General features: G+C 62.7%; 21 protein-coding genes and 1 pseudogene. 11 read left to right on the top strand and 11 right to left on the bottom strand.

The genetic code is table 11. The annotated features are described in order from the left end of the window. Positions 1–28: 28 nt before the first annotated feature. Positions 29–2,335 (bottom strand): glycoside hydrolase family 113, encoded by a 2,307-nt coding sequence (locus LMTR13_RS20550; RefSeq protein ID WP_065729414.1) that lies wholly within the window; start codon positions 2,333–2,335, stop codon positions 29–31. Positions 2,336–2,982: 647 nt separating this feature from the next. Here LMTR13_RS20550 and LMTR13_RS20545 point away from each other — a divergent pair. From LMTR13_RS20545 to LMTR13_RS20530, 4 genes are all read left to right on the top strand, one after another. Continuing rightward, entirely contained in the window at positions 2,983–3,825 is an 843-nt protein-coding gene (locus LMTR13_RS20545; protein ID WP_236843034.1) for a helix-turn-helix domain-containing protein, read from the top strand. 182 nt (positions 3,826–4,007) lie between these two features. Beyond that, positions 4,008–4,634 carry a (2Fe-2S)-binding protein gene (locus tag LMTR13_RS20540; protein ID WP_083219105.1) on the top strand — a complete coding sequence of 209 codons (627 nt, stop codon included), beginning with the start codon at positions 4,008–4,010 and terminating at the stop codon, positions 4,632–4,634. A gap of 2 nt (positions 4,635–4,636) precedes the next feature. Further along, complete coding sequence (locus tag LMTR13_RS20535; RefSeq protein ID WP_065729412.1) at positions 4,637–5,614, top strand: FAD binding domain-containing protein; 978 nt, start codon at positions 4,637–4,639, stop codon at positions 5,612–5,614. Further along, positions 5,611–7,725: a xanthine dehydrogenase family protein molybdopterin-binding subunit gene (locus LMTR13_RS20530; RefSeq protein ID WP_065729411.1), complete on the top strand. Its 2,115-nt coding sequence runs from the start codon at positions 5,611–5,613 to the stop codon at positions 7,723–7,725. Before LMTR13_RS20535 ends, LMTR13_RS20530 begins: the two co-directional genes overlap by 4 nt. Positions 7,726–7,728: 3 nt before the next feature. Here LMTR13_RS20530 and LMTR13_RS20525 read toward each other — a convergent pair whose 3' ends face one another. Together LMTR13_RS20525 and LMTR13_RS20520 are read right to left on the bottom strand one after the other, a co-directional pair. Then, on the bottom strand, positions 7,729–8,721 hold the full coding sequence (locus LMTR13_RS20525; protein WP_065732841.1) for a methyltransferase: 993 nt from the start codon (positions 8,719–8,721) through the stop codon (positions 7,729–7,731). A 941-nt stretch (positions 8,722–9,662) separates the two neighbouring features. Then, positions 9,663–10,295, bottom strand: a complete 633-nt coding sequence (locus LMTR13_RS20520; protein ID WP_065732840.1) for a DNA-3-methyladenine glycosylase — start codon at positions 10,293–10,295, stop codon at positions 9,663–9,665. 178 nt (positions 10,296–10,473) lie between these two features. Between LMTR13_RS20520 and lipA the strand changes: the two genes are divergently transcribed. The 4 genes from lipA to LMTR13_RS20500 all read left to right on the top strand — a co-directional run bounded on the left by lipA (position 10,474) and on the right by LMTR13_RS20500 (position 14,590). Then, positions 10,474–11,433, top strand: a complete 960-nt coding sequence (gene lipA, locus LMTR13_RS20515; RefSeq protein ID WP_065729410.1) for a lipoyl synthase — start codon at positions 10,474–10,476, stop codon at positions 11,431–11,433. A 9-nt stretch (positions 11,434–11,442) separates the two neighbouring features. Then, positions 11,443–11,916: a type II toxin-antitoxin system RatA family toxin gene (locus LMTR13_RS20510; protein ID WP_065729409.1), complete on the top strand. Its 474-nt coding sequence runs from the start codon at positions 11,443–11,445 to the stop codon at positions 11,914–11,916. A gap of 65 nt (positions 11,917–11,981) precedes the next feature. After that, positions 11,982–12,905 (top strand): NAD(P)-dependent oxidoreductase, encoded by a 924-nt coding sequence (locus LMTR13_RS20505; RefSeq protein WP_065729408.1) that lies wholly within the window; start codon positions 11,982–11,984, stop codon positions 12,903–12,905. Positions 12,906–12,916: 11 nt separating this feature from the next. Continuing rightward, positions 12,917–14,590, top strand: a complete 1,674-nt coding sequence (locus LMTR13_RS20500) for a thiamine pyrophosphate-binding protein (protein WP_065729407.1) — start codon at positions 12,917–12,919, stop codon at positions 14,588–14,590. A gap of 5 nt (positions 14,591–14,595) precedes the next feature. On the opposite strand, the gene LMTR13_RS20495 is transcribed toward LMTR13_RS20500, so the two are convergent. Both LMTR13_RS20495 and LMTR13_RS20490 read right to left on the bottom strand, forming a co-directional pair. Continuing rightward, on the bottom strand, positions 14,596–15,198 hold the full coding sequence (locus tag LMTR13_RS20495; protein ID WP_065729406.1) for a CinA family protein: 603 nt from the start codon (positions 15,196–15,198) through the stop codon (positions 14,596–14,598). 1 nt (position 15,199) lies between these two features. Continuing rightward, positions 15,200–16,396 carry a bifunctional 2-C-methyl-D-erythritol 4-phosphate cytidylyltransferase/2-C-methyl-D-erythritol 2,4-cyclodiphosphate synthase gene (locus LMTR13_RS20490; RefSeq protein WP_065729405.1) on the bottom strand — a complete coding sequence of 399 codons (1,197 nt, stop codon included), beginning with the start codon at positions 16,394–16,396 and terminating at the stop codon, positions 15,200–15,202. A 282-nt stretch (positions 16,397–16,678) separates the two neighbouring features. Between LMTR13_RS20490 and dusB the strand changes: the two genes are divergently transcribed. From dusB to ntrC, 3 genes are read left to right on the top strand one after another with little or no spacing between them, the layout of a single operon-like run. Further along, complete coding sequence (gene dusB / locus LMTR13_RS20485; protein ID WP_083219104.1) at positions 16,679–17,680, top strand: tRNA dihydrouridine synthase DusB; 1,002 nt, start codon at positions 16,679–16,681, stop codon at positions 17,678–17,680. Then, positions 17,677–18,852: a two-component system sensor histidine kinase NtrB gene (locus tag LMTR13_RS20480; RefSeq protein ID WP_065729403.1), complete on the top strand. Its 1,176-nt coding sequence runs from the start codon at positions 17,677–17,679 to the stop codon at positions 18,850–18,852. Before dusB ends, LMTR13_RS20480 begins: the two co-directional genes overlap by 4 nt. Positions 18,853–18,861: 9 nt before the next feature. Beyond that, positions 18,862–20,304, top strand: coding sequence for a nitrogen regulation protein NR(I) (gene ntrC, locus LMTR13_RS20475; RefSeq protein WP_065729402.1), 1,443 nt, complete (start codon positions 18,862–18,864; stop codon positions 20,302–20,304). Positions 20,305–20,461: 157 nt separating this feature from the next. Here ntrC and LMTR13_RS20470 read toward each other — a convergent pair whose 3' ends face one another. From LMTR13_RS20470 to LMTR13_RS20450, 6 genes and pseudogenes are all read right to left on the bottom strand, one after another. Next, positions 20,462–21,409, bottom strand: coding sequence for a TetR/AcrR family transcriptional regulator C-terminal domain-containing protein (locus LMTR13_RS20470; RefSeq protein WP_065729401.1), 948 nt, complete (start codon positions 21,407–21,409; stop codon positions 20,462–20,464). A 68-nt stretch (positions 21,410–21,477) separates the two neighbouring features. Beyond that, positions 21,478–21,774, bottom strand: coding sequence for a TetR/AcrR family transcriptional regulator C-terminal domain-containing protein (locus LMTR13_RS42620; protein ID WP_236843481.1), 297 nt, complete (start codon positions 21,772–21,774; stop codon positions 21,478–21,480). Between the two features lie 393 nt (positions 21,775–22,167). Then, positions 22,168–23,742 (bottom strand): annotated as a pseudogene (locus LMTR13_RS20465) (DHA2 family efflux MFS transporter permease subunit); the annotation flags it as partial. Further along, entirely contained in the window at positions 23,739–24,770 is a 1,032-nt protein-coding gene (locus LMTR13_RS20460; protein ID WP_065729400.1) for an HlyD family secretion protein, read from the bottom strand. The pseudogene LMTR13_RS20465 and the gene LMTR13_RS20460, both read right to left, overlap by 4 nt. Positions 24,771–24,885: 115 nt before the next feature. Next, the gene (locus LMTR13_RS20455) at positions 24,886–25,527 is read right to left on the bottom strand and encodes an NAD(P)-dependent oxidoreductase (protein WP_065729399.1); all 642 of its coding nucleotides are present in this window, start codon (positions 25,525–25,527) and stop codon (positions 24,886–24,888) included. Beyond that, positions 25,527–25,739 (bottom strand): carboxymuconolactone decarboxylase family protein, encoded by a 213-nt coding sequence (locus tag LMTR13_RS20450; protein WP_065729398.1) that lies wholly within the window; start codon positions 25,737–25,739, stop codon positions 25,527–25,529. Before LMTR13_RS20450 ends, LMTR13_RS20455 begins: the two co-directional genes overlap by 1 nt. Positions 25,740–25,826 lie beyond the last annotated feature (87 nt).

The following is a 25,826-nucleotide window of genomic DNA, read 5'->3' as shown; positions in this document are numbered from 1 at the left end:
ATCGGCGTGGGACTTGTCCCAATAGACCTCAGACGAACAGAAAATCGCTGGCGTGGAGCTGGCTCATTGTCTTGTTCTGAATCTCGATCGTGTTGTTGGCGTCGACCGTGATCACGACGCTGGTGCCGACCTCGGCCATGTGCGATTGCAGCGCGCTGAAGTCGGCAAACATCGTCTTGCTGAACTGAATGATGTCCTGCACGCCATCGGTGTTCTGGAAATCGGCGACGGTGTCCTTGCCGAAGTTGGGGGCGAACACGAATGTGTCGTTGCCGGTGCCGCCAGCCAGATAATCGTTCCCTGCGCTACCGGTCAGCCGATCGTTACCGCTGCCGCCGTACAGGAACTCGCTGCCGGTACCGCCCTGCAGGCTGTCGTTGCCGTCGTCTCCGAACATTTGGGTTGCCGCCGGGCCGCCTTTCAGTTGGTCATCACCGGCATTGCCATGCATGACGTCCAATCCGCCGCCGCCGGAGAGATAATCATTGCCGTCACCGCCATTCAGGACATTCGCTACCCAACTGCCATAGAGCTGGTCCTTGCCGCTGCCGCCGTCTAGCCGGGCGCCGGTGTCGCCGGCGCTGGCCTTGATGATGTCGTTGCCGTCGTCGCCGTAGAGTTGATCGGTTGCCGTGGCGATGCCGGCGCCGCTGTTGATCGTGTCGTCGTCTGCCCCGCCGTGGATCACATCCGCGCCGGGACCGCCGTTGATGGTGTCGTTGCCCGCGCCGCCCTGGATGATGTCCGTCCCGGCGCCGCCGTTGATCGCGTCGTTGCCGGCGCCTCCTTCAAGAATGTCATCGTCGGTCGACGATCCGAAGAATAGGGCTTGGCGGCCGGTCATGTCGTAGTGGATTGACTTGTTGTGATAGAGGTTCCAGGTGCCCGGCGAGCTCGGGTTGACTGCATCGGCAACCGACAGATGCTCACCGTTGACGGTGATATCCTTGATGTAAAGGTTGCGGTCGCCATTGGCGTTAGTGAAGTCGTTGATGAAGGCGAGGTCGAGACTCGATATGCTGCTCGGATTAGGGAATGTGAAGGTGAAGGTCTGAAAGCCCGATGGATCGGTCGCGCCGTGGAATTCGACGGTGCTGCCGATCTGCTGTCCGTTGATCAGGAACTGCATTTTGGCGCCGACGCCGTCGACGACGGAGCTGTAGCCCGTCACCGTGACTGACGTCTCGGTGAGTTTCGGAATTGTATCGGGGCCGCCGGTAATGGTGTCGTCGCCCCCGTCTGCCTTGATCGTGTCGTTGCCGACGCCGCCCGACAGCACGTCATTGCCGCCGCCGACATCCATCAAATCGGCAGAGGGAGAACCCGTCAGCGTCTGGCCTGGCGGCTGGTGCTGACCGCCGTACCATTCGGTAATCAACTCCTGCGCTGGCTTACCTTGGGGCGAGTAGCCGATCGGCGAGTATTTGTTGTTCGTATCCCAGTTCCAGATCGAGGCGCCCCTGAACCAGCTTCCGCCTTCCGATCCCCACACCTGAAAGAAGGCGTTGAAGGCATCGTATTGCTCCTGCACATCCTCCGTCGTGCCGTCGGCCCAGCCACCTGGGCTGATATTGGTTCCGTCGAGGCTGCGATAGCCGGTTTCGGTGAAGAACACCTGCTTGTCGTACTGCAAGGCAAGGGAATGGAAGAAATCGACCGGCGACATGTGATTCATCACCTTCGCCCAGTAGTCGTCCGTGGACATGCTGTTCCACGCATTGACCATCTCCTCGACGGTCGGATCGGTTGTCGTCGTCAGCGGCGGATAGGCGTTGATTCCGATGACATCGACCTTGTCCCAAAAGCTGACATTGATGGCTTCGTCGGTTGCGGCTGCATAGGTGATCTCGCCGTGGAACACGGCGCGTACGGAATCGATGAGGTCGACCCAGTAGCTTCGATATTGCGGTCCGGAGAGCTTGCCCAGCTCATTGCCGATCACAAGCATGGCGACTCCTGCTTGTTCGGCGATTTCAGCCATGTGAACCATATGGCTCTTGTAGGAAGCAAAGAAAGCGGCGGGATCGCTCGGATTGAGCACGTATGCAAGCGAGCCGTCGAGGGCCGAGACCATGGGCTTCAGCGTGACCGAAAGGCCGAGCGCCTGCGCATTTGCCATAGCCTGGAGAATGTTGGCGTCGCTCTCGGTCTTGTTGGGATCGGCGAAGACGTCATTCGACGTCCTGGTTTGCATAAAGAGCCGTGGAGCGAGCTCGATCGAGTTTGCATTGGTGCCCGCGATCGCCTGCATGGCGGCGAGCGCGGAACTGGCGACGAATGCACCATTGTAGTTGGAGAGGAATCCAAATCCTTGAACAGGAAACACGCCAGCCATTGTACAGCTCCTTTTCTCTTGAAGTTTCTGTTGCTGTGTGGTGGCTCCGTGGTTGCAGCATTACGCTGCGCGTTCCACGTGTTCGACGCAGTACAATTCCTGAGCACTTCACTTTTCGCAAAGCGAAACAGCAGACCACACTTACGTATTCAACGTGGGCGTGTCGTGACGGGATTGAGTCGATGTTGCGATTGTTGAAATAGCGATGCGCAACGTTACGGCGATGTCTACCATTTCAGTTCAATTCGAAACGACTGCTCGGGGAATTCGGGTTATTCAACCGCCGTCGCAGTTCCACTGCCTCGGTGCGCCGATCCGCGCGCTTGCGATGATGTCGGGTTTTGCTCGAGCGCGCATACGGATCCCCGCCCGATCGGATCGAGGCCTCGCCCGAACTGCACGATCATGGGGTGACCAATTTGTAGGCAGACAACCGGCGTCAGGATTGTCGCAGACGTTTTTCTACACAGCGGCTCCGGCATTTTGCATAATGGCGTTGCAAATGTGCAGCAGCTCGACGAGGAAAGCAGTTGGACCAGCGGCTGTTCCGTTCCCGAAGCAGGGCTACGCCGGATGATCCAGGCGGTCTGCGCCGATCTGCAGCGGATCGCTCACGTCCCGACGCTGCCGCTGAGATGGCGCGCATCTTGGACGAGCCACCGATGTTGGTGCCTGAGGTTTTGCATGGTGATACGCGGCTGACGCGGAAGTGGGCGCATGGTGGGCTGCAAGAGGATTACATGCGCGGCGTGGCTGGATACGTTGCGGTCGGCTGCTACGAAGGACAGCACGAGATATCCTGGCGGATCGAGAACAAGTGCCTGACATCCCGGACCAACCCGAAAGCCTTCACCCTCATTCCGAAAGGCGTTGATGGCCACTGGAATATTGCTGGCCCCGTGGTCGTTTCGCATGTCTACCTCACTCAGGAGCGCCTCCAGGCATGCGCCGACGAGATTGCAGGCGGAAGACGTATCGAGATTCTTCCGCGTGTTGCTTTCGCCGATCCTGCGGCGGCAGGGCTGCTTGAAATTCTCAGCCACGAGGCGGCGCGGGACAGTGCATCGTCCCGTCTGTTCGTGGAGCAGGCGATCGACCTCCTTTGCGCGCGGCTGATCCGCGAGCATTCATCATTTGGCAGCTTGCCTGCTCAGGTCAGAAAGGGCGGGCTTGCTGACTGGCAGGTGCGGCGTGTCACGACGTTTATGCGAGAGAACCTCGAACAGCCTATCGGGCTCGGCGAACTTGCCACGCTTGTCGGCTTGAGCCGCTTCCACTTCTGCACTGCATTTCGGCAGTCGACCGGCCAGACCCCGCATGCATGGTTGACAGCACAACGCATGCGCCGCGCCCGCGAGCTTCTCGCCCATTCAGGCCTGAGCGTCACGGAGGTCGCGCTTGCAGTCGGTTACGAGACGCCGTCAGCCTTCACGGCGGCTTTCCGAACGATCGTCGGCGTGACGCCATCGGCGTTCCGACGCGCTCTGTAGGAAGTGCCCGGCGGCACTTCATCGCAAGACCGCGATAGTCGCCGCAATATCCGAACGGTACACCCCGCTAGGTTCATGCTTAGTTCGCGGGGCCGCTTCCGAGCATCGAAGAGGAATTTTGGCGCCATCTCGTCGCAATCGGCGAACGATCCTTACCCCAACAAGCAAGCGAGCAGACGACCATGAGAAACGATGAGCCGTTCACCGACGGTGCTGTTGAGACTGAAGAACGGCATGGCGGATTATCGCGCCGTTCGATCCTGCTTACGGTCGGGGGAGTGGTCACTCTCGCGGCGGCATCGGAAGTCGCCGCGCAACCCATCTCTGAACGGTCTCCCGCCACATCTCCGGGACGGGTCCGCCTGGTCGTCAACGGCAGTCAGCATGAGCTTGACCTGGATCCCCGCCGCTCACTGCTCGATGTGCTGCGCGAGACGCTCGATCTCACCGGCACGAAGAAGGGGTGCAATCAGGGCGCCTGCGGTGCTTGCACCGTCCTTCTCAACGGCAGGCGGATCGTCTCCTGCCTGACGCTGGCTGCGATGCATGACGGGGCCGAGATCAAGACGATCGAGGGCCTTGAAACAAATGGCGAGCTTCATCCGCTCCAGGCTGCGTTCGTCGAGCACGACGGTTTGCAGTGCGGCTTCTGCACCCCCGGACAGATCATGTCGGGAATAGGCTGCATCGCGGAAGGCCATGCAGGTTCGCCGGATGAAATCAGGTTTTGGATGAGCGGCAATATCTGCCGCTGCGGCGCCTATCCGGGCATCGTCGCTGCGGTCGCCGACGCGGCCAAGAGGGCCTGACCATGCTTCCATTCACGCTCGAGAAGGTGACCTCTGTTCAGGCCGCCATCGCCGCCGCATCATCCGGCCGACGTTTCATCGCCGGCGGCACGACGTTGATCGACCTCATGCGCGAGGAGGTGGAGCAGCCGGCGAATCTTGTCGACATCAACACGCTCCCGCTTTCCGAAATCCGTATCGAGGGCTCCGTTCTCGTGATCGGTGCGCTCGCCCGCATGGCCGATGTTGCCGCCCACGCGGGCGTGCAGCGCCTGCACCCGCTCGTCGCCGAAAGCCTGATCGAGGGCGCCTCGCCGCAATTGCGCAACATGGCTTCCATCGGCGGCAACCTGCTCCAGCGCGTGCGCTGCCCCTATTTCCGGATGCACGATGCGCCCTGCAACAAACGCACCCCGAACTCCGGCTGCGCCGCAATCGATGGCCTCAATGCCGGGCACGCCATTCTGGGCACGAGCAATCATTGCGTGGCAACGCATCCTTCGGACGTTGCCGTCGCGCTGGTCGCGCTCGATGCCACGATGCAGGTGAGGGGGCCGCGGGGCGAGCGCACCTTTCCGGTCGAGGAACTGTTTCGCTTGCCAGGCGATACGCCGCATCTCGAACAAACGCTGCTGCCTGGCGAGCTCATCCTCGCGGTGCGGGTCCCCGGCGGTCCGTTCAGCCGGCGGGCGCGCTATCTCAAGGTGCGCGACCGCGCTTCTTACGAGTTCGCGCTCGTATCCGCCGCAGCCGCACTGGATGTCGAGGACGGCGTGATCCGTCGGGCGCGGCTCGCTGTCGGCGGCGTGGGCACTCGGCCGTGGCGTCTGCGCACGGTGGAGAACGCGCTGATCGGCAAGGCACCGGATCGTAAAATCTTCGAAACAGCCGCCCGGCTGGCGCTCGAAGGGGCCCGTCCGTTGTCGGGCAATCATTACAAGCTCGAACTCCTGCCCCGGACGATCGTCCGCGCTCTTGAAATGACGGGAGAAGCCGCATGACGACCAACGTGATCGGAAAGCCGCTGCCGCGCGTGGATGGTCGTGCCAAGGTCACTGGCGCGGCCCGCTATGCGGCCGATTTCAACCAGGGCGGCCAGGCCCATGCGGTGATCGTCGGTGCCACGGTGGGTCTCGGTCGCGTGACCGGTATCGAGACCGGGCCGGTTGAGAAGATGCCGGGAGTCGTTGCTGTCATCACCCATCGCAATGCGCCACGCCTGCCATACGCACCCCACAAGAGCTATATCGATCCGGCGACAGGCGAGCGGCTGCATGTGCTGCAGGACGACCACGTGCGCTTCTACGGGCAACCGGTCGCGATCGTCGTCGCCGATACGCTCGACCAGGCGGAACGCGCGGCTGCGGCGCTGCGCATCTCCTACGCGGCCGAGCGGCCGCTCGTTGATCCTGCCGACCCAAAAGCCCAACCTGTCGTTCCGGAAGCCGGGAAGCAGCCGGACGCGAGACTGCCGGCCGACACCGCGCGCGGCAGTGCCGACAGCGCTCTCGCGGACGCGCCGGTGAAGGTCGACGAGATCTATGAAATCGCGCGCGAGAACCACAATCCAATGGAGCCGCACGCCACTGTCGCGGCCTGGAATGGCAATCGGCTGACGCTGTGGAGCAAGAGCCAGTTCGTCGTCAACGAACAGGCCGAGATCGCAGCCGTGTTCGGCCTGCCGCCGGAGAACGTACAGGTGATCTGTCCGTTTATCGGCGGTGCCTTCGGCACGTCGCTCAGGACGTGGCCGCATGTGACGCTTGCGGCCATAGCGGCGCGACAGGTGGGACGTCCCGTCAAGCTCGTTCTCACGCGCAAGCAGATGTTCTTCATGACGGGCCACCGGCCCCGCACCCTGCAGCGAATGGCTCTCGGGGCCACGGCGGACGGCAAGCTCACCAGCATTGTGCACGAGGGCACCGGCGAGACGAGCCGCTACGAAGAATTCATGGAGGCCCTGACCTCGGTCACGAGCTTCCTGTACTCCACGCCGAACGTGCGGACCCGCTATCGGCTGCTGCCACTCGATATCGGCACCCCGAACCACATGCGCGGCCCCGGTGAGGCAAGCGGTGTCTTTGCGCTCGAATGTGCCGTGGATGAACTGTCGTACAAGCTCGGAATCGATCCGATCGATCTGCGGCGCCGCAACGAGCCGGCGATCGATGAGGGCGAGAACAAGCCGTTCTCCAGCCGGTCGCTGATGAAATGCCATGACCTTGCCGCCGAACGTTTCGGCTGGTCGCGGCGGGTACCTGAACCTCGTTCGATGCGCGATGGCCGGCTGCTGGTCGGCATGGGCGTGGCATCGGCGAGCTATCCGGCCTTCCATGCGCCGGCGAACGCGCGGGCGCGGCTGCTCCCGGACGGCACGGCCGAAGTTGAAGTCGCGGCAAGCGACATGGGTCCCGGCACCTACACGTCGATGACGCAGATCGCCGCCGAGACGCTGGGACTGCCTGTTGAACGGGTGCGCTTCAGCCTCGGCCGCTCTGACTATCCGCCGGCCCCATCCCATGGCGGCTCATGGACGATGGCCTCGGTAGGTTCTGCGATCCGCGCCGCCTGCCTGGCCGTGCAGCAGGAAGCCGCAAAGCGCCCTCAGGACGGCCGACCCATCGAGGCTACGGCTTCGGCTCAGCGCGATCCCGATGTCGCGGCCCGATTTTCGATGCACTCCTTTGGAGCTGTATTTGCGGAGGTGGCCGTCGATCCCGATGTCGGCACGATCCGGCTGCGCCGCGCCATGGGCGCCTATGGCATCGGCCGCGTCGTCAATCCGCGACTTGCGAGGAGCCAATGCATTGGCGGCATGATCGGGGGGATGGGCATGGCGCTGATGGAACGCACTGTCCTCGATCCGCGCGACGGCCGCCCGGTCAACGCCCATATGGCCGATTACCTGCTGCCCGTGAATCTCGACATTCCCCAGCTTGAAGCGCACTTCGTCGAGGAGACAGATCCACACGTCAATGCTCTTGGTGTCAAAGGCCTCGGCGAGATCGCGCTTGTCGGCATGGCCCCCGCCATCGCCAACGCCGTCTTTCACGCCACAGGCAAGCGCGTGCGCAGCTTACCGATCCGGATTGAAGATGTGCTGACCGTGTAGCTCTCACCTGAGCGCCTCAAGAATGGAGATTGGCCGAACAGTTGGGATGACGCGCTCAAACCGTAGACCCGCCGCCTCGAATAGAGCAGCATACTGAGTCACCGTGCGCTCGACGCCCCCGGTCACAACCAACATCTGGGCGTCGATAAGTTTGATCGATTCGGGTTCGTTGCCCGAATGAACGATCGTCTCCGCAACCAGCACCCTGCCGTCCGACTTCATGGCGTCGCGACATTTGCGCAGGATCATGACCGCCTTTTCATCGTTCCAGTCGTGGATAACTTTCTTCAGCACATAGACGTCAGCGCCCGCTGGAACAGATTCAAAGAAGTCTCCGGCAACAAAGTCTGTGCGGGGCAGATGACCTCCGGCACCTGCCCGCGCCGCCGCGATGCCCGATGGAAGGTCGTAGAGTACGCCCGACAGATGCGGATGGCGCGCGAGGATGGCCGACAGGAGTTGCCCGTGGCCGCCACCGATGTCCACGACTTTGGAAAAGGGCGTGAAATCATAGGCCTCTGCAACCGCTTCATTGCTACCCTGGCTCAGGGCGATCATTGCGCTCTGGAAGAGCGCAGCTTCGGCCGGGTGGTCGGCCAGCCAATCGAAGCGGGATTTTCCAAACGTTTCGTCAAAAGCTGGCAGGCCCGTCTGCACCGAATGGCCGAGCTGCGCGAAGGCCAGATATGGCTCGCTATTGATCATTCGGATCAGGTCGCGCGGACTCGATCGCTGATCAGAGCGTAACAACGAACTTAGTTCAGTTTGACCGAAGCGACGCTCGGAGGTCTCACGAAATACTCCTTCGGCGGCCAGCAATCGCATGATTCTGTAGAGCGCGTCGGCGTGGGTGCTGGTCTGCGCTGCCAGATCGTCTACGCTCTGTTCGCCGTCGGCTAGTCGGTCGGCAATCTCAAGATCCGCGACAACCCGCAGTGCCTGGGAAACCGCGAAACCAAAACCAAGCCGAATTAGCTTTTCCGCTGGAATTGTCATGGCGCTCCTCCTGCCGCCAATGTTGATATCATACAATGACAGGCTCACGTATTGGCGGTTCTGGATCGCGCTCGCGGCCTTGAATGTTCGGACTGGCTCAAGCTCGGAAGCCAACGTTTGCCTACTCACTTGCTAGAGGCAGTTGAAATCACAGGTCCCGCGCCGCTGCGCGAATACGCGATTTTCTCTTGTAGCTTCAAGCTGATTTGCCCCGTCCAGCCATCGCCGCAAAAATATTCCGCTTCGCGCTGACCCCAAATCACCTCTACAACTCCCGCCATCCCGTCCCGAAGAAGAGGGGCGTTGGCCATCGTCACGAACGTTGGGGCGGGTTGCGGTGGACGCGGCAGCGTCGGGCGCGAGAGGTGTTCGCAGGGCGGTTTTTACCGTGAGTGAACACAGTGCGCAGGACGTACGGCGCTTAAACGCTTTCGCCATTCCTTCTGCCGGCAGGCACTTGGCTGGTTGAAGTCTGTGGTGAGGGAAGCCGCGTACGGCAAAACCGTGTGGTCCCGGCGCCCGTGGCTGGTGTCAAGCTGGCAGAGGTTTGCAGGCGCCCAACCGTGGCATGCGAGCCGTCAATTCGTCAGTGATGGAGGCAAGAGGAATTCGTCTCCAAGGAGAGCGCGGCATAAGCCGTAAACCCACTGCGCAGGGAATGCCGGGCTGCTCCGGCTGTACCTGTATGCTCGTGTGCGCGCACTCTTAAGTGCATTTGCACACGGGACCGCGGGTGCAGCAAGCACCCGGCATTCCCTGCGCCCTCTCACTTCTGGGGCGAACGATTTGCAAAAGCCCGGGCGCATCGTGTCGCGGGAACGCCGACACACATTCGCTGTCATCGCCCGGCTTGACCGGGCGACCCAGTATCCCAGAGACGTCGATGATTGAACCGAGAAGCCGCGGCGTACTGGATCCCCCGCATGCGCGGGGGATGACAACTATTGATGTTGATGCAGCTCCCCCGTCAAAAACCGCTTGCTCAAAAACCTCGACCCCTTCAATCCGTAGCGCCACGGCAGATCGACCGCTTTTGTAATTCCGATCCGTACTCCAACAATGGTCTCGGGCTTGCCGACTCGCGCATGCAGCGCAAACGGAGGCTGATCGAGCGGCAGCTCGCTGTGCCTGATCGTGATCCCGAGCGCCTCGCAGAGCTTGCCCGGGCCCGAGCACAGCGCGCGCTCGTCCTGGAGGCCGCGGCGGCGGCGCATCGCGGGTATGCCATGGGTCGGTTGCAGTGCGCGTATCAGGACGGCGCTGGCCGAACCTTCCTCTTCGCAGACGAAATTGGCGCACCAGTGGATGCCGTAGGAGCGGTAGACATAGGCAAAACCCGGCGGGCCGAACATCACCCGGTTGCGCGGTGTCGGTCCGCGAAATGAATGCGCGGCCGGGTCCAGATGGTGATAGGCTTCGACCTCCACGATCATACCGCCGACGCCGTCGACCAGGAGCGTTGCCCCGATCAGGTCGGGCGCGACCTCGTGCACGCTGCGGTCGAAAAACGAGCGTTTCAGCGGCTTGCCGAGCCGGGGGGCGGCGCCCTCGGCGGGCTTGGGGTTTTGAACTATTTTCAAGTGAGAATCGTTCGCGGAAGGGTGAAATTCGTCATTATCTTGCACGATCTGCCGGGTTTCGCGAGGCCGACCTGTGGGCCTTCCGCGGGCCAGGTTGCAGGTTTCCGCAACAGAGTTGCAGGCGCGAGCAACACGGATTAGCTAGGTGTTCTCGCAATTTTCCGGACTTAACATGGTCGTCCTCGTCGATACCGTCTCCCTGAACCAGGTTCGCCCGCGTCACCCCGAAAAGGTGAACCGGCCGGATGCGCTATCGCCGCCGAAGCCGGACTGGATCAGGGTGCGCGCGCCGAACACCCGCGGCTATGCCGACACGAGGAAGATCGTCAAGGAGAACGGCCTCGTCACGGTCTGCGAGGAGGCCGGCTGCCCGAATATCGGCGAGTGCTGGGACAAGAAGCACGCCACCTTCATGATCATGGGGGACACCTGCACGCGGGCCTGCGCGTTCTGCAACGTCAAGACCGGCATGCCCGGCGCGCTCGACGCCAATGAGCCGGAACATGTCGCGGAGGCGACCTTCAAGCTCGGGCTGACTCATGTCGTGGTGACCTCGGTCGATCGCGACGATCTCGCCGACGGCGGCGCCGAGCACTTTGCGCAGACGATTCGCGCCATTCGCGCGCGCTGCCCGACCACGACCATCGAAATCCTCACCCCCGACTTCCTGCGCAAGGAAGGCGCGCTGGAGGTGGTCGCGGCGGCCAAGCCGGACGTGTTCAACCACAATCTGGAAACCGTGCCGGCGCGTTATCTCACGGTACGCCCGGGCGCGCGCTACTTCCATTCGATCCGGCTGTTGCAGCGGGTCAAGGAAATCGATCCCACCATCTTCACCAAGTCAGGCATCATGGTCGGCCTCGGCGAGGAGCGCCACGAGGTGCTGCAGGTGATGGACGATCTGCGCTCGGCGGACGTCGATTTCCTGACCATCGGGCAGTATCTGCAGCCGACCCGCAAGCACCACGCCGTCATGCGCTACGTGACGCCGGACGAATTCGCGGGCTACGAGAAGGTCGCCTATACCAAGGGTTTTCTGATGGTGTCGGCCAGTCCGCTGACCCGCTCGTCGCACCATGCGGGTGAGGATTTTGCCAAGCTCAGGGCGGCGCGGGCTGCGCTACACGGTTGAGCGCGTCCAATGCCTCGCTTTTCCAGCAAGCGCCGGGTTCATCATACCGCGTCGCACATGTTCGATCTGGTCGCCGATGTCGAGCGCTATCCGGAATTCGTGCCGCTGTGCCAATCGCTGAGGATACGGCAGCGCACGCAGAAGGCCGACGGCATTGAGGTGATCGTCGCCGACATGACGGTATCGTTCAAGCTGGTGCGGGAGTCCTTCACCAGCCGGGTGACGCTGGACCGGCCGAACCTGAAAATCATGGTCGAATATCTGAAGGGCCCGTTCAGCAACCTCGAAAACCGCTGGACGTTCGAGCCGAAATCCGAAACCGACTGCGACGTCGGATTCTTCCTGTCCTATGAATTCAAGAGCCGGATGCTGGCAATGCTGATGGGGACGATGTTCGATACCGCATTCCAGCGTTTTGCCCACGCGTTCGAAAAGCGGGCGGACGTGATTTATGGGAAGCCCGTCACCGGCACCCGAAGCTAGGCTCCGCAACTCGGCGCGCTCGGCTCTTCGGAAAGATTCCAGGGAACAACTACGGAACGGTTGAGATGACGACATTCGAACGCGTTGGCTTTATCGGCCTTGGTGGAATGGGGCGAGGCTTGGTCAAGAACCTCGTCGCCAAGGGCGTGGCGGTCACCGCCTATGATATCAACCCGGCGGCTGTGGCGGGCGCCAAATCGTTCGGCGCGACCGCTGCCAGCGGTCTTCAGGAAATTCGCGACAATTGCCGCGTCATCATGATTTGCGTCAACGAGGCCGAGGATGTCGAGGCGTTGATGGTTTGCAGCGATGGGCTGCTCGCCAGTCCGGCACCGGGCTTCATCATCGTGGATCACACCACCGGCAGCCCGCAGATGGTCGCCAAGCTCGACCGCATGGTGCGCGCGGCCGGCGGTCGCTACGCCGAAGCACCGATGACGCGAACCCCGAAACACGCCGACGCCGGCAAGGTCAACGTGCTGTTCGGCGGTGAGCGCGACCTGCTCGACGACCTCAGGCCCTATTTTGAACGCTATGCCGAAAACATCTTCCACATCGGCCCGCTGGGGCATGCGATCCGCCTCAAGCTCATTCACAACTATATCGCCTTCGCCAATGTGGCGGCGTGGTGTGAAGGCTTTGCGCTCGCCGCAAAGGACGGGCTCGATCTTTCCCAGGTGATCCGCATCATCTCGGCGGCCGGCGGCAAGAGCGGCATGCTCGATCTTTACGGCCAGGCCACGCTCGATGGCGACTTCACGCCGCTGATGTCGCTGGCGAACGCCCGCAAGGACGTCCGCTATTATGCGCGCTGGCTGGAGGAGGCGGGTCTGCCCGGGTTCATGGCGGAAGCGGTGCATCAGACCTACCGGCAGGCGGCGCTGCTCGGGCACGACGGCGAATCCTGCACTGCCGTCATCAAGGCCTACGAGGCCGTGACGGGCGTGGCCGCGCGGGTAGGACCGAAAGAGCAACAACAAGGCAACTGAGGGACGAGCCGATGGACGCAAATCTTCGAACCGGTGGCCATATTCTCATCGAGCAACTGGCCTTGCACGGCGCCGACACCGTGTTCGGCGTGCCCGGGGAAAGCTTCCTGGCAGCTCTCGACGGCATGTACCAGAGCCAGCGCGTGCGTTTCATCAACGCGCGGCAGGAGGGGGGCGCTGCCATGATGGCGGAGGCCTATGGCAAGCTGACGGGACGGCCCGGCATCGTGTTCGCCACCCGCGGCCCCGGCGCCACCAATGCTTCCTCCGGCGTCCATGTCGCGTTCCAGGACTCGACGCCGCTGATCCTGCTGCTTGGCCAGGTTGGACGCGACATGATGGAACGCGAGGCGTTCCAGGAAATCGATTATCGCCAGATGTTCGGGCCGATGGCGAAATGGGTCGCCCAGATCGACGATGCGCGGCGGATTCCCGAGTTCATTTCGCGCGCCTTCTTCACCGCGACATCGGGCCGTCCCGGTCCGGTCGTGCTGGCGCTGCCCGAGGACATGCTCACCGACACCGCCGAGGTGGCGGATGCGCCGCCCTACAATCCGATTCCGGTCGCGCCCGATGACGGCGCCTTGCGGCAATTCCATGCGCTGCTGTCGGAGGCGAAGAGGCCGTTCCTGATCGTCGGCGGCGGCGGATGGAGCGATCAGGCTCGTCGCGATCTCGAAACGTTTGCCGCTGCGCACGAGGTTCCAGTCGGCGTTTCGTTCCGATGCCAGGACTATTTCGACAATCTGCATCCGGCCTATGGCGGCCATGTCGGCATCGGTCTCGACGCAAAAATCGCCGACCGGATCCGAACCAGCGATCTGGTGATCGCGCTTGGCGCGAGGCTGGGGGAGGCCACCACATCCGGCTATACGTTGTTCGATGTTCCGAAACCGAAGCAGCCGCTGGTTCATATCTATCCCGACCCGGAAGAGATCGGACGCGTCTATTCGCCGACGCTCGGCGTGGTCGCGAGCGGCGCGGCCTTTGCAGTTGCGATCAAGCGGCTGGAGCCGAAACATCAATCGCGCGCCGACTATCTCAAGGCGGCGCATGCCGACTATCTCGCCTTCACCGAGCCGACGCGGTCGCCCGGCGACGTGCAGCTCTCGCAGATCGTGCGCAGTTTGAGCGATCGCTTGCCCCATGACACCATCATCTGCAATGGCGCCGGCAACTATGCCGTCTGGGTGCACCGCTTCTGGCGCTATCGGCAATTTCGCACCGAACTGGCGCCGACGTCGGGATCGATGGGATATGGCCTGCCCGCGGCCGTGGCCGCCAAGCTGATGCATCCCGAGCGCACCGTCATTGCATTTGCCGGCGACGGCTGCTTCCAGATGACCGGGCTGGAGTTCATGACGGCGGTCGAACACCGGCTGCCGCTGATCGTGATCGTTTGCAACAACGGCATGTATGGAACGATCCGCATGCACCAGGAGCGGACCTATCCCGGCCGTGTCTCCGGCACTGATCTGGCCAATCCCGATTTCGCGGCGCTGGCCCGCGCTTGTGGCGGATTTGGCGCCCACGTTGAGCGCACTGAGGACTTTGCCAGCGCTTTCGACGAAGCGGTGGCAAGCGGACTGCCGGCCATCATCGAGCTTTCGATCAGCCCGGAAGCTTTGACGCCGACAAGCTCGCTGAGCGAGACGCGCGCCAAGGCGTTGGCTGCGCTGGCCTGATCTGATTAAGTCCGCGGCGGCCGGCGCCGCTTGACGGCGCTCCGGCGCGGGCTGCGCGCCACCCGCGGCCGTAACCGGCTCACGGCTTCCCGGCGCGACTTGGCAGGCGGCTGCGGTCCGCGCGCCAATTCCATCAGCATACGCAGCGCTTCCACGACCGAGCGCTGGCGCACGGTGGTGCGGCCAATGGCGCCAAAACGGAATTCGCGGTGCAGGATCTTGCCATCGCGTGACGCAACGGCGAAATGCACGAGGCCGACCGGCTTGCCCGGTGTGGCTCCGCCCGGACCTGCAATGCCGGTGATGGATACCGCGAGATCCACGCCGGCCTTTTCCAGCGCGCCGACCGCCATTGCAGTCGCGGTTTCCTTGCTGACTGCGCCGAAGGTTGTCAGCGTCGAGGCTTTGACGCCGAGCATCGCGCGCTTGGCTTCATTGGAATAGGTGACGAAACCGCGGTCGATCACGTCCGAAGAGCCCGGAATATCGGTCAGCGCACCGGCGACCAGGCCGCCCGTGCAGGATTCTGCGGTGGCAATCGTCAGCTTGCGCATCCGGCACAAATCAAGCAGCGAGCGGGCGAGGGCGCGGGCGTCGCTGCCGCTCATCTTACTCGCTCCAACCCTTATCGTCCCAAGGCAGGCGGATGGTGGCGCTCGCGGTCGCGGCGATGCCTTCCTCGCGGCCGGTAAAGCCGAGCCGTTCGCTGGTGGTCGCCTTCACCGCAACGCGGGAAATATTGAGCCCGGTGATCTCGGCAATGCGGGCGCGCATGGTATCGCGCAGCGGCCCGATCTTCGGGCGCTCGCAGATCATCGTGACCTCGAGATTGGCGATTCGTCCGCCGCGCGCGGCGACGCGCTCGACGGCATATTTGAGGAATTTGTCCGACGCAGCACCCTTCCACTGCGGGTCGCTCGGTGGAAAGTGCGAGCCGATATCGCCGTCGGCCAGCGCGCCGAGGATGGCGTCGACCAGAGCATGCAGGCCGACGTCGCCATCGGAATGGGCGAGAAAGCCGCGGGTGTGCGGCACGCGAACGCCGCAGAGCATAAGATGATCGCCGTCGCCGAAGGCGTGCACGTCGTAGCCTGTGCCGGTCCTGATGTCGCCGAGCTGGGCGGCGAGGCGGGCTTCCTCGCGGATGAAATCTTCTGGCGTCGTCAGTTTCATGTTTGCAGGATCGCCTTCAAAGGTCGCCACCGTCAATCCCGCCCACTCCGCGAGCGCCGCATCGTCGGTGAAATCGCTGCGGCCATCGCGCGCGGCGCGGCGATGGGCATCGAGAATGACATCGAAGCGAAACGCTTGCGGCGTTTGCGCGATACGCAACCATGCGCGTTCGGGCGTCGCCTCGACGTGACCGGCATCACCGACCTGCTTGATCGTGTCGGTAACGGGAATTGTCGGAACAGCGGCGCCCGTCCGACCCGCAGCATCGATCGCGCGCGAAATTACCGCCGAGGTCACGAAGGGCCGCGCGGCATCGTGGATCAGAACGATGTCGGGCTTCTCCGCAGCCAGCGCCTCGAGTCCGGCATGCACCGAGGCCTGACGTGTCGCGCCGCCATTCGTTGGAGGTTGATGGCGCAGTCCCGCGACGGCTTCACTGAAAACGGCGGCGTCATCGGGATTCACCACCGGTTGCACGGCGAAGATATCTGGATGCTTGCTGAACGCTTGCATGGCGCGGAAGATCACCGTCTGCCCACCGATCTCGCGATATTGCTTTGGACCCCCGGCGCCGGCGCGAAGCCCGCGTCCGGCTGCGACGAGAATGGCTGCGGTGCGCTCGGGTCTGGGCATCTGGACTCAAATACGAATGAATCGGGGTGGTGAGGGGCGGGTGCGCTGGCGCACAGCCCTTACCACGCTGAATAGGGAAAAACAGAGCGATTCCCGCTAGCTGTGGGAAAAGCAGTTTTTGTTGCAGTGCACTTGCACAAATGATAGTTCTGTCTAAAGTGTAGGCAAGAAGCTTGACTGCCCAAGATTTGTGCTCACAATATGCGTCGACGGTTGCAATGAAGCCGCCGCCCCAACCATGAGAACGCCGTGACCGGCCCGGAAAGTTCACGTTCTAAGCCGTTGAAAATAGGCGAAATTGCTGTCGCCAACCGGGTTCTCCTGGCGCCGATGTCCGGCGTCACCGATGCCCCCTTTCGACGCCTTGCCGCCAATCTCGGCGCCGGACTGGTCGTCTCCGAGATGACCGCCAGCGACGAACTCGTGCACGGCAGGCCGATGTCGCTTCTGCGCTGCGAGACGGCCGGCGTCGGGCCGCACGTCGTTCAGCTCGCGGGCTGCGAGGCGCACTGGATGGCGGAGGGGGCAAGGGTTGCCGAAGCGGCGGGCGCCGACATCATCGATATCAACATGGGCTGCCCGGCGCGTCATGTCACCGGCGGCCAGTCCGGCTCGGCGCTGATGCGCGATCTCGATCATGCGCTCAAGCTGATCGAGGCCACGATCGCGGCGGTCAAGGTGCCGGTGACGCTGAAGATGCGGCTCGGCTGGGACGACCGCTCGCTCAATGCGCCCGAGCTGGCGCACCGCGCGGAAGCCGCCGGGGTGCAGATGATCACCGTGCATGGGCGCACGCGTTGCCAGTTTTACAAGGGCGTCGCCGATTGGGCCGCCGTGCGCGCGGTCAGGCACGCGGTTTCCGTGCCGCTCGTCGTCAACGGCGACATCACCTCATTCGACAAAGCGGTGCAGGCGTTGGATGCATCAGGGGCGGACGCCGTGATGATCGGGCGCGGCGCGCAGGGTCAACCCTGGCTGCCGGGCCAAATCGGACGTCGGCTCGAAACCGGGAAGGCGGAGGCGATGCCGTCGCTGGCCGAACAACTCGCGCATATGCGCGCACTCTACGATGAAGTCTGTAGCCATTACGGGCTGCGCATCGGGCTCAAGCACGCACGCAAGCATCTCGGCTGGGCGCTGGAGGTCGCGGCGCAATGCAGCCGCGCCCCGGCGGAGACGCTGAAGGGCTGGCGGCAAAGGATTCTGACGTCGGAGGATCCGTACCGCGTGCACCAATCTCTGCAGGACGCGTTCGACGATTTCGCATGGAGTGCTGCTGCATGAATTCGGTTGCAGAACATCGCCGCCCCGTGCCCTCCGAGAGCGAAGCCATCCTCAACGCGCTGCCCAACCCGGTGCTGCTGGTGGCGCCGGACGGCCGCATCGTCGACGCCAACATCGCCGCCGAATCCTTCTTCGAGATTTCGACGCAGTTCCTGCGTCGGCAATCCCTGAAAGAGCTGGTGCCATTCGGCAGTCCGTTGCTGGCGCTTATCGACCAGGTGCGATCGAGCGGCTCGCCCGTCAACGAGTACAAGGTCGATCTCGGCACGCCTCGCATCGGCGGCGATCGCCAGGTCGATCTGCACGTCGCCCCGCTCACCGAACGGCCCGGCCATATCGTCGTGATGCTGCAGGAGCGCACCATCGCCGACAAGATGGACCGACAATTGACGCATCGGAGCGCAGCGCGCTCGGTAATCGCGCTGGCCGCGATGCTGGCGCACGAAATCAAGAACCCGTTGTCCGGCATCCGCGGCGCGGCACAATTGCTGGAGCAGCAGGCCTCATCCGAGGACCGCATGCTGACGCGGCTGATCTGCGATGAAGCCGACCGAATCGTCACCCTGGTCGACCGCATGGAAGTGTTCGGCGACGACCGCCCGGTGGCGCGCGGGGCGGTCAACATCCATTCCGTGCTCGATCACGTGAAGCGGCTGGCGCAATCCGGCTTCGCTCGCAACATCCGCTTCATCGAGGAATACGATCCGTCATTGCCGCCAGTGCTGGCCAATCAGGACCAGCTCATTCAGGTCTTCCTCAACCTCGTGAAGAACGCCGCCGAAGCGGTTGCCGATCTCGGCAGCGATGCGGAAATCCAACTTACCACCGCGTTCCGCCCGGGCGTCCGCTTATCGGTGCCGGGGAAGAAATCGCGGGTGTCGCTGCCGCTGGAATTCTGCGTCAAGGACAACGGTTCCGGCGTGCCGGAAGACCTGTTGCCGAATCTGTTCGATCCCTTCGTGACGACCAAGCAGACCGGGAGCGGGCTGGGCCTCGCGCTGGTTGCCAAGATCGTCGGCGATCATGGCGGCATCATCGAATGCGAATCGCAGCCGCGGAAGACCACGTTCCGCGTGCTGATGCCGATGTTCAATCCAACCAAACAGTTCGACCAAAGCAACCGCGACGGCGTTCCGGGTACGCTGCCGCCTGCCTCACAGGACGCAAGATGAGGAATACCAATGCCCGCAGGTAGCATACTCGTTGCCGATGACGACACCGCCATCCGCACGGTTCTGAACCAGGCTCTTTCGCGCGCCGGATATGAAGTACGCCTGACCGGGAACGCCGCAACGCTGTGGCGCTGGGTGAGTCAGGGCGAGGGCGATCTCGTCATCACCGATGTGGTGATGCCGGACGAGAACGCGTTCGACCTCCTGCCACGTATCAAGAAGATGCGGCCGAACCTTCCCGTCATCGTCATGAGTGCCCAAAACACCTTCATGACGGCGATCCGAGCCTCGGAACGCGGTGCCTATGAGTATCTGCCGAAGCCGTTCGACCTCAAGGAACTCATCACCATCGTCGGCCGCGCGCTGGCCGAGCCGAAGGAGCGGGTGGCGAGCGCGGCGGACGAGGGTGAATTCGATTCGATCCCCCTGGTCGGCCGTTCGCCGGCGATGCAGGAAATCTACCGGGTGCTGGCGCGGCTGATGCAGACCGACCTGACGGTGATGATCTCCGGCGAGTCCGGCACCGGCAAGGAACTGGTCGCCCGCGCGCTGCACGACTACGGCAAGCGCCGCAACGGTCCGTTCGTCGCCGTCAACATGGCGGCGATCCCGCGCGACCTCATCGAATCCGAATTGTTCGGCCACGAACGCGGTGCGTTCACCGGCGCCAATACCCGCGCTTCCGGCCGCTTCGAACAGGCCGAGGGCGGCACGCTGTTCCTCGACGAAATCGGCGACATGCCGATGGAGGCCCAGACGCGGCTGCTGCGCGTGCTGCAGCAGGGCGAGTACACCACTGTCGGCGGCCGTACCCCGATCAAGACCGATGTGCGGATTGTCGCGGCCAGCAATAAGGATTTGCGCATCCTGATCCAGCAGGGCCTGTTCCGGGAAGACTTGTTCTTCCGCCTGAACGTAGTGCCTCTGCGCCTGCCGCCGTTGCGTGAGCGGATCGAGGATCTGCCCGATCTTATCCGGCACTTCTTTTCGCTCGCCGAAAAGGACGGTTTGCCGCCGAAGAAGCTCGACACGCTGGCGCTGGAACGGCTCAAGCAGCACCGTTGGCCCGGCAACGTGCGCGAGCTCGAAAACCTCGCGCGCCGGCTGGCGGCGCTTTACCCGCAGGACGTCATTACAGCCTCGGTGATCGATGGCGAGCTGGCGCCGCCGGCAGTCACCTCGGGCGGCAACGCCCCGATTGGCGTGGAAAACCTCGGGGGTGCGGTCGAGGCCTACCTGTCCTCGCATTTCTCGGGCTTTCCGAACGGCGTGCCGCCGCCGGGCCTCTACCACCGCATCCTCAAGGAAATCGAGGTACCGCTGCTCACTGCGGCGCTGGCGGCCACGCGCGGCAACCAGATCCGTGCGGCCGACCTGCTCGGCCTCAACCGCAATACGCTGCGCAAGAAGATCAGGGATCTCGACATCCAGGTCTACCGGAGTGGCGGATAGGATTGCATCGGCCGGCTAGCTAGCGCGCACCGTCGTCAATTGCGGGGTTTCGCCGGTCAGCCGCCTGGACGCCGTGGTGAAGGCTCTGCGAGGCATACCAAGCGCCGTCGCGACCGGTGCGTCAGTGTCGCGCGGCATGTTCATTGCGCGATGATTCTCACGCCGTTAAGGCTCCTCGTGCGAGGATTGATGCCTCGTCAGGCTCGGCGCCGTCGAGAAAGACTTTCACCGCGTTGCGGGCGCGCAAATCGATCTCGGAAAGCGTTGGTATCTCGCGGAGCTGAAGCACAGCTTCCAGATGAACGTCTCCATGGAGCATCCCGAGAAATTGGCGAGCGCCGGCTTCGCAATCCGCGAGGTCGACTTCACCGGCCTGCTTCGCTCTTTCAAGAATCTTCGTAAGGACCGCGATGGCCGGCGTAGGGCCATGTTGCGCGTAGGCCCGTGTCGCATCGGGGTAGCGGTCCGCTTCGAGGATGGCTGTGTAACAGACCTCCAGCAACGACGGTGTCATCATCGTCTCGAGAAGATTGCGTCCAATGATGATGAGCAGTTCCCTTAGTGGCAAAGAAAGTTGGTCGGCACTGACACTCAGTGCGTTGGACGAGCAATGGCTGACGACTTTGGTGAACTGGTCGACGAGAAGTTGCTGCACGTTCTCGCGCCGCGTTGATCTTTCGCGGATTAGCTGCCGGTAGAGACCGTGCGGCGTCCATGTCCAGCTCGGTCGGCCCAGCAAGAACGCCGAGAGAACAGCGCAGTTGGACCAGCCACGAATCTGGCTTGCTTTACCCGGGACCGCTTCGCGGATTCGAAGGATATCGCCCGTTGCACCCCACCGGAGAAACCTGACGGCGTCGGCTGGCGGCAAGATCGTCACCATCATACGCGTCCACCACGGCTCCACGAGCAGCCAACTCCCCGTGCTCGTGGGTCGCATGGCAAAGACGTGCTTATGCCTATGATGGACGAACCGATGCCACCATTGCCGTCGAAGGCCGGGTACGAAACAGACGATCCAGTCGGCGGGATCGACCGTCACCAGCGATCCATGCTCGTCGATGCTGTTCGCCAGGTCCGGCGGGACATCACCGACGACCTTCAATCCTGAAGGGCTCTCGCAATTTCGCCTCAGTCGGAACCATCTCGATTGGACAATTTCATTAGCCGCGGTCATCGGGTAATGTTCCTCGCGCTCGCGCATCCATGGGCGAACCTTTCGATGCTGGCTCTGACGCGGTCGGCGGCTGCTCCCTCCTGGCTCGGTGCAGGGCTCAGCATAAGCGCCTGGTAGAGCGGCTCCCTCAACAGTCCTAGCAATTGCTCCGCGTATAGCTGAGCGTCCGATATCGAAAGGAGTCCTCTTTCATTTGCTGCCGCCAGAAACTCCCGCAGCTTCAGTGTGACAGTCGCCTGTCCCGCCTCGTACACTCGCTTCTTGAGTGCAGGATTGCGTGCACCTTCGGTCATCATCATCCGAATGAACCCGACCAGGGTGGTCGAATATTCCTTCCAGGCAACGCGTCCGAACGCGATGAGGGTTTCGCGGGCATCGTCTGCGGTGCCAGGGCGCGCTCTCCTTACCAATGGCTGAGATATGAGGAAGGCTTTATGTTCGGCGATCGCGACGATGAGATCGTCGATGCTCTCGAACGCCGATAGAACATCCTTCCTCGAGTATCCACTTCGATCCAAGATACTATTGAGATCAGCAGGCGTGCCACTCGGATCAGCGAGAGCCTCGCTGATCGCCAGCACGATGTCCGTGCGAGCGCCTGGCTTCGATGCAGCATTGTCTTGTCGAACGGGATTTGGCGTGGGTTGTCTCATGTACGGCTCCTCTGTCTGAGGTAACTGCGCTACGCGCATCTTCGCTTGCAGGGCGAACGCGATCTTGATGGTCACCAGCACGGGCGCAGCGATGACGAAAAGAAGAGCGACTGCAGCGAACGCGGTGTCGAAAGCGATCACCGTGGATTGACCAGTGAGGGCTCGACCCAACAGACCCATCGCAGCCCGGCCGGCGGCCACGCTGTCCATCCCTCGTGCCGCGAGCATGGCACTCATCGTCGTCAGCCGCTCGCTGACCGCAGGAAGGCCTGCGGTGACACTGGCGCCGAGCACCGTGGCATTGGCAGTGACATTGTGGTCGATCATTGTCTGGAGCCCGGCGACTCCCATGAGACCACCAAGTTGGCGCCCCGCGTTGAAAAGACCGATGCCGGACGCTCGATTGCGGTTGTTGAGGTCGCTGAAAGCGATAAGGGTGATCGACAGGAAGAGGAAGCCAAGTCCAAATCCGCGTAGCAGGATGGCGGCCATCATGTCGTCGGCGCCACTTTCGCTGGTCGAGCCGGACAGCATCCACATCGCGGCCATGATCATCAGGATTCCGAACGGCACCGTGGCGATAGGGGGAACGCCTCTGACCTGCATGAGAAAGGCAGCAATGAGGAGCGAGCCGACGAAAAGCGCGCCGCTTGGCAACAAGAGCTGGCCGGCATCGGTAGGCGTGAACCCGAGGACGGACACGGCAAATGACGGGATCAGGAACGCGCTCCCGAACAACGCGGCACCGGCAACGAAGCTGACGATGAAAGCGAAGGAAAAATCGCTCGACCGGAACAGCGTGAGATCGAGAAGGCCTTGCCTTTTTGCCATCATCTGTTGGCCGAGAAACGCCAGCAGAGCGGCTGCGCCGATCAGGGTCAGCCACACGATGCGAGGTTCCTCGAACCATCGCCATCGGCTGCCCTGATTCAAGACATAGGTGAGGCAGAAAAATGCGACTGAGATCAGCAAGAAGCCAACCCAGTCGCACGGAAATCGCGCGGTCGTAAACTGCCTCGGGCCCTCCGTTATCAACAGAAGTCCGATGGCGGCGAGGGCCACCGGAACAACGCCGAAGAAAATCCATGCCCACGACTGGCTGTCGATCAACCATCCCTGCAGTGCCGGGGCAATGGTCGCAGGAGCGACGACGGATCCCATCGCAAACAGCGCCTGCAGGATCGGCTGGCAGGATCGCGGATAGGCGAGAAAAATGATCGACTGCCCGGCGACAAGCAAAACGCCGCCGGAGAAGCCCTGTATCATGCGGAGTGCGACCAGCAGGTCCAACCGATCTGTGATGGCGGCGATGGCGCAGGCCGTGCCCATGACCAGCGTCGAACCGATGATCAGGCGGCGCGGACTGGTGCGCGTCATGAGCCAGGACGTGGCCATGAACCCGATCAGCTTCGTTGCAGTGTATCCGATGTCCAGCCAGGCGAACTCGTCGGGAGTCGCATGGGTGTCGCCAATGATGTCGCTGCGTCCGAGCGACAGGACGGTGCTTGCGATCGCCTCCGTCAGAGTGGCGAGCACGATGCCTGCGACAAGAATACTTCCTGCCGCGCGCCTGTCATAGCTTGGTGTGTCGTCGGCGATCACGGTCATGTGCCGCTTTCTCGATCTATCTCGACACGCGCGGACAGGCCGGGCACGACGCGGCCGGGCAATGGATTTCTGGCGAAGCGGATTTTCACAGGCACGCGTTGAACGACACGAATGAAGTTCCCCGTCGCATTGTCAGTCGGGAGCAGGGTGAACGCAGACCCGCTGCCGGGCGCAAAGCTGTCCACCACGCCCTCAATCGTCTGGTTCGGATAGCCGTCCACGGTGATGCGTGCGCGCTGTCCGGGTCGGATATGTTCGATCTGGCTTTCCTTGAAGTTCGCGACCACCCACACGTCCTTGACCGGAACGATGTCGAGCAAGGAGGTACCCGGCGCAACAAGCCGGCCGACGCGGACCTGGCGATTGCCGACGACGCCGTCGACCGGCGCATGCACCACGGTGTGGTCGAGATCGACCTGGGCGAGATCGCGAGCGGCGTGCGCCTGCGCCACGGCAGCAACCGCAGCTTCGCGCTGGCTGGCAAGGACGGCGATGCGTTGCCGCTGGGCCTCCACAGTTGCCGACGCCGCCGACACGCCCGCCTCGGTTCTCGATAGCGCCGCATCGCTTTCATCGACCTGTGCCTGGCTGACGGCGTTGGTGCGGATCAGCTCACGGCGGCGATCGGAGGCCTTGCGAGCCAGATTCATCTCGGCCACGCTCGCAAGTCTTTGAGCTTCGGCCTGCCGTATCAGGGCGTGCTGGAGTTGGGTCTCCGCATCGACATTGCGGAGGCGGGCTTGGGCGGCTTCGACATTGGCCTCGGCTTGCGCAAGGCGTGCGCGGTAGTCCCGATCGTCGATCCGGAATAGGACGTCGCCTGCACGAACGGCCTGGTTATCCTGAACCTCCACGGCCGTGACATAGCCTGCAACCTTTGGCGCGAGCGAGGTCATGTCCCCGCGAATATAGGCGTTGTCGGTGAAGGTCTCGTTTGAGTGGGCATAGACCCATCCGCCAGCCACGACCACGACCGCGCCGAGGCACAGTAGTAAGCCGATCATCTTTTTCTTGTTGAGATGCGCCATAACGCCCTCCTAAAGCGGTTATTGTCGCTGACACCAACGCCCATTCACTCGCGTTACCGTGCGGTCCAGCCGGAATCGACGGAAATTGCGGTTTCACCGCAGTTCGCCGCCAAACCTAGTTGCGCACCGTTATGGCCTTCTTGTATGTCGCCGGGTCATCGAGGATCTTGACCATATACTCGGCCACGTCCGCGCGGGTGGCTGTTGAGGTGATATTCCAGCGCAGATCGGTCCCGGCCTTCAGGTTTCCGCGAGCACGCTTGAATGTCAGCGTCGCCGGTCGAACGATCGTCCAATCGCAGTCACTCTCCCGAATAGCTGCCTCCTGCTCCTCCTTGTCTGCCATCACCTCCTTTAGTGCGAGCTTGACCATGAAGCCTGCGCCGAAACTCCCGGTGTGGTAGCTCTCACCGACACTCACCGAACTCTCAACGATGAGTCGGCCTAGAGGCATGGCGGCCAGAATGTTCTTGGTTCCCACCGAGCAAACCGGGACACCGGGCTGGCGTCGACCCAAATCTTCTTTAGCCTGAGGTACCATCCCCAACGTGCAGATCACCGCATCCGCACCTTGGACCGCAGATGCCACCGAGGCTGCATCCATTGCATCGCCCTTGACGATCCTGAGATTCGGATGCGTCAAGGGCATGCGCTTTGGGTCACGGACAAAGGCAGTGACGACGTGACCCGCGGACAAGGCGGACTCAACGACGAGCCGTCCTGTCGACCCTGTTGGACCAAAGACAACGACGTTCATCACACCCTCCCATCGCGCGGCTTCGAAGCGTGATCGCCGTGCGGAGTGGTTTGGTCGGTGAAGCCAGCAGCATCTTTGCGCGGACACTCAGGTAGCGCCCGGGTCATCAGCGGGAGCGCGCACTCGCCGTGGAGGGTGGCTTCCTTGACATGCATGTTCACGCAGAAGACGCAGCCGTTGAGCTGCGAGGCGCGCACGGTCTCGTGTTTCATCGAGGTCGAGCTCCAAAAGGATTTTGGGTGAGCGGGCCGCGCTCCGGCGCTGGTAACGCGGCCCGTATCGAATGAAGCGCTTACGAG

The sequence above is a fragment of the Bradyrhizobium icense genome (assembly GCF_001693385.1).
GTDB classification, from domain to species: domain Bacteria; phylum Pseudomonadota; class Alphaproteobacteria; order Rhizobiales; family Xanthobacteraceae; genus Bradyrhizobium; species Bradyrhizobium icense.
This window is presented reverse-complemented; position numbering and strand designations above follow the sequence as displayed.

Coding starts and splice junctions, on each gene's coding strand:
- LMTR13_RS20535 (WP_065729412.1), top strand. CDS start 4,637: ATGCTTCCATTCACGCTCGAGAAGGTGACCTCTGTTCAGGCCGCCATC.
- LMTR13_RS20460 (WP_065729400.1), bottom strand. CDS start 24,770: ATGGCGCATCTCAACAAGAAAAAGATGATCGGCTTACTACTGTGCCTC.
- LMTR13_RS20495 (WP_065729406.1), bottom strand. CDS start 15,198: ATGAGCGGCAGCGACGCCCGCGCCCTCGCCCGCTCGCTGCTTGATTTG.
- LMTR13_RS20455 (WP_065729399.1), bottom strand. CDS start 25,527: ATGAACGTCGTTGTCTTTGGTCCAACAGGGTCGACAGGACGGCTCGTC.
- LMTR13_RS20510 (WP_065729409.1), top strand. CDS start 11,443: ATGCCTCGCTTTTCCAGCAAGCGCCGGGTTCATCATACCGCGTCGCAC.
- LMTR13_RS20490 (WP_065729405.1), bottom strand. CDS start 16,396: ATGCCCAGACCCGAGCGCACCGCAGCCATTCTCGTCGCAGCCGGACGC.
- LMTR13_RS20550 (WP_065729414.1), bottom strand. CDS start 2,335: ATGGCTGGCGTGTTTCCTGTTCAAGGATTTGGATTCCTCTCCAACTAC.
- LMTR13_RS20500 (WP_065729407.1), top strand. CDS start 12,917: ATGGACGCAAATCTTCGAACCGGTGGCCATATTCTCATCGAGCAACTG.
- LMTR13_RS42620 (WP_236843481.1), bottom strand. CDS start 21,774: ATGACCGAAGGTGCACGCAATCCTGCACTCAAGAAGCGAGTGTACGAG.
- LMTR13_RS20540 (WP_083219105.1), top strand. CDS start 4,008: ATGAGAAACGATGAGCCGTTCACCGACGGTGCTGTTGAGACTGAAGAA.
- LMTR13_RS20525 (WP_065732841.1), bottom strand. CDS start 8,721: ATGACAATTCCAGCGGAAAAGCTAATTCGGCTTGGTTTTGGTTTCGCG.
- lipA (WP_065729410.1), top strand. CDS start 10,474: ATGGTCGTCCTCGTCGATACCGTCTCCCTGAACCAGGTTCGCCCGCGT.
- LMTR13_RS20505 (WP_065729408.1), top strand. CDS start 11,982: ATGACGACATTCGAACGCGTTGGCTTTATCGGCCTTGGTGGAATGGGG.
- ntrC (WP_065729402.1), top strand. CDS start 18,862: ATGCCCGCAGGTAGCATACTCGTTGCCGATGACGACACCGCCATCCGC.
- LMTR13_RS20480 (WP_065729403.1), top strand. CDS start 17,677: ATGAATTCGGTTGCAGAACATCGCCGCCCCGTGCCCTCCGAGAGCGAA.
- LMTR13_RS20450 (WP_065729398.1), bottom strand. CDS start 25,739: ATGAAACACGAGACCGTGCGCGCCTCGCAGCTCAACGGCTGCGTCTTC.
- LMTR13_RS20530 (WP_065729411.1), top strand. CDS start 5,611: ATGACGACCAACGTGATCGGAAAGCCGCTGCCGCGCGTGGATGGTCGT.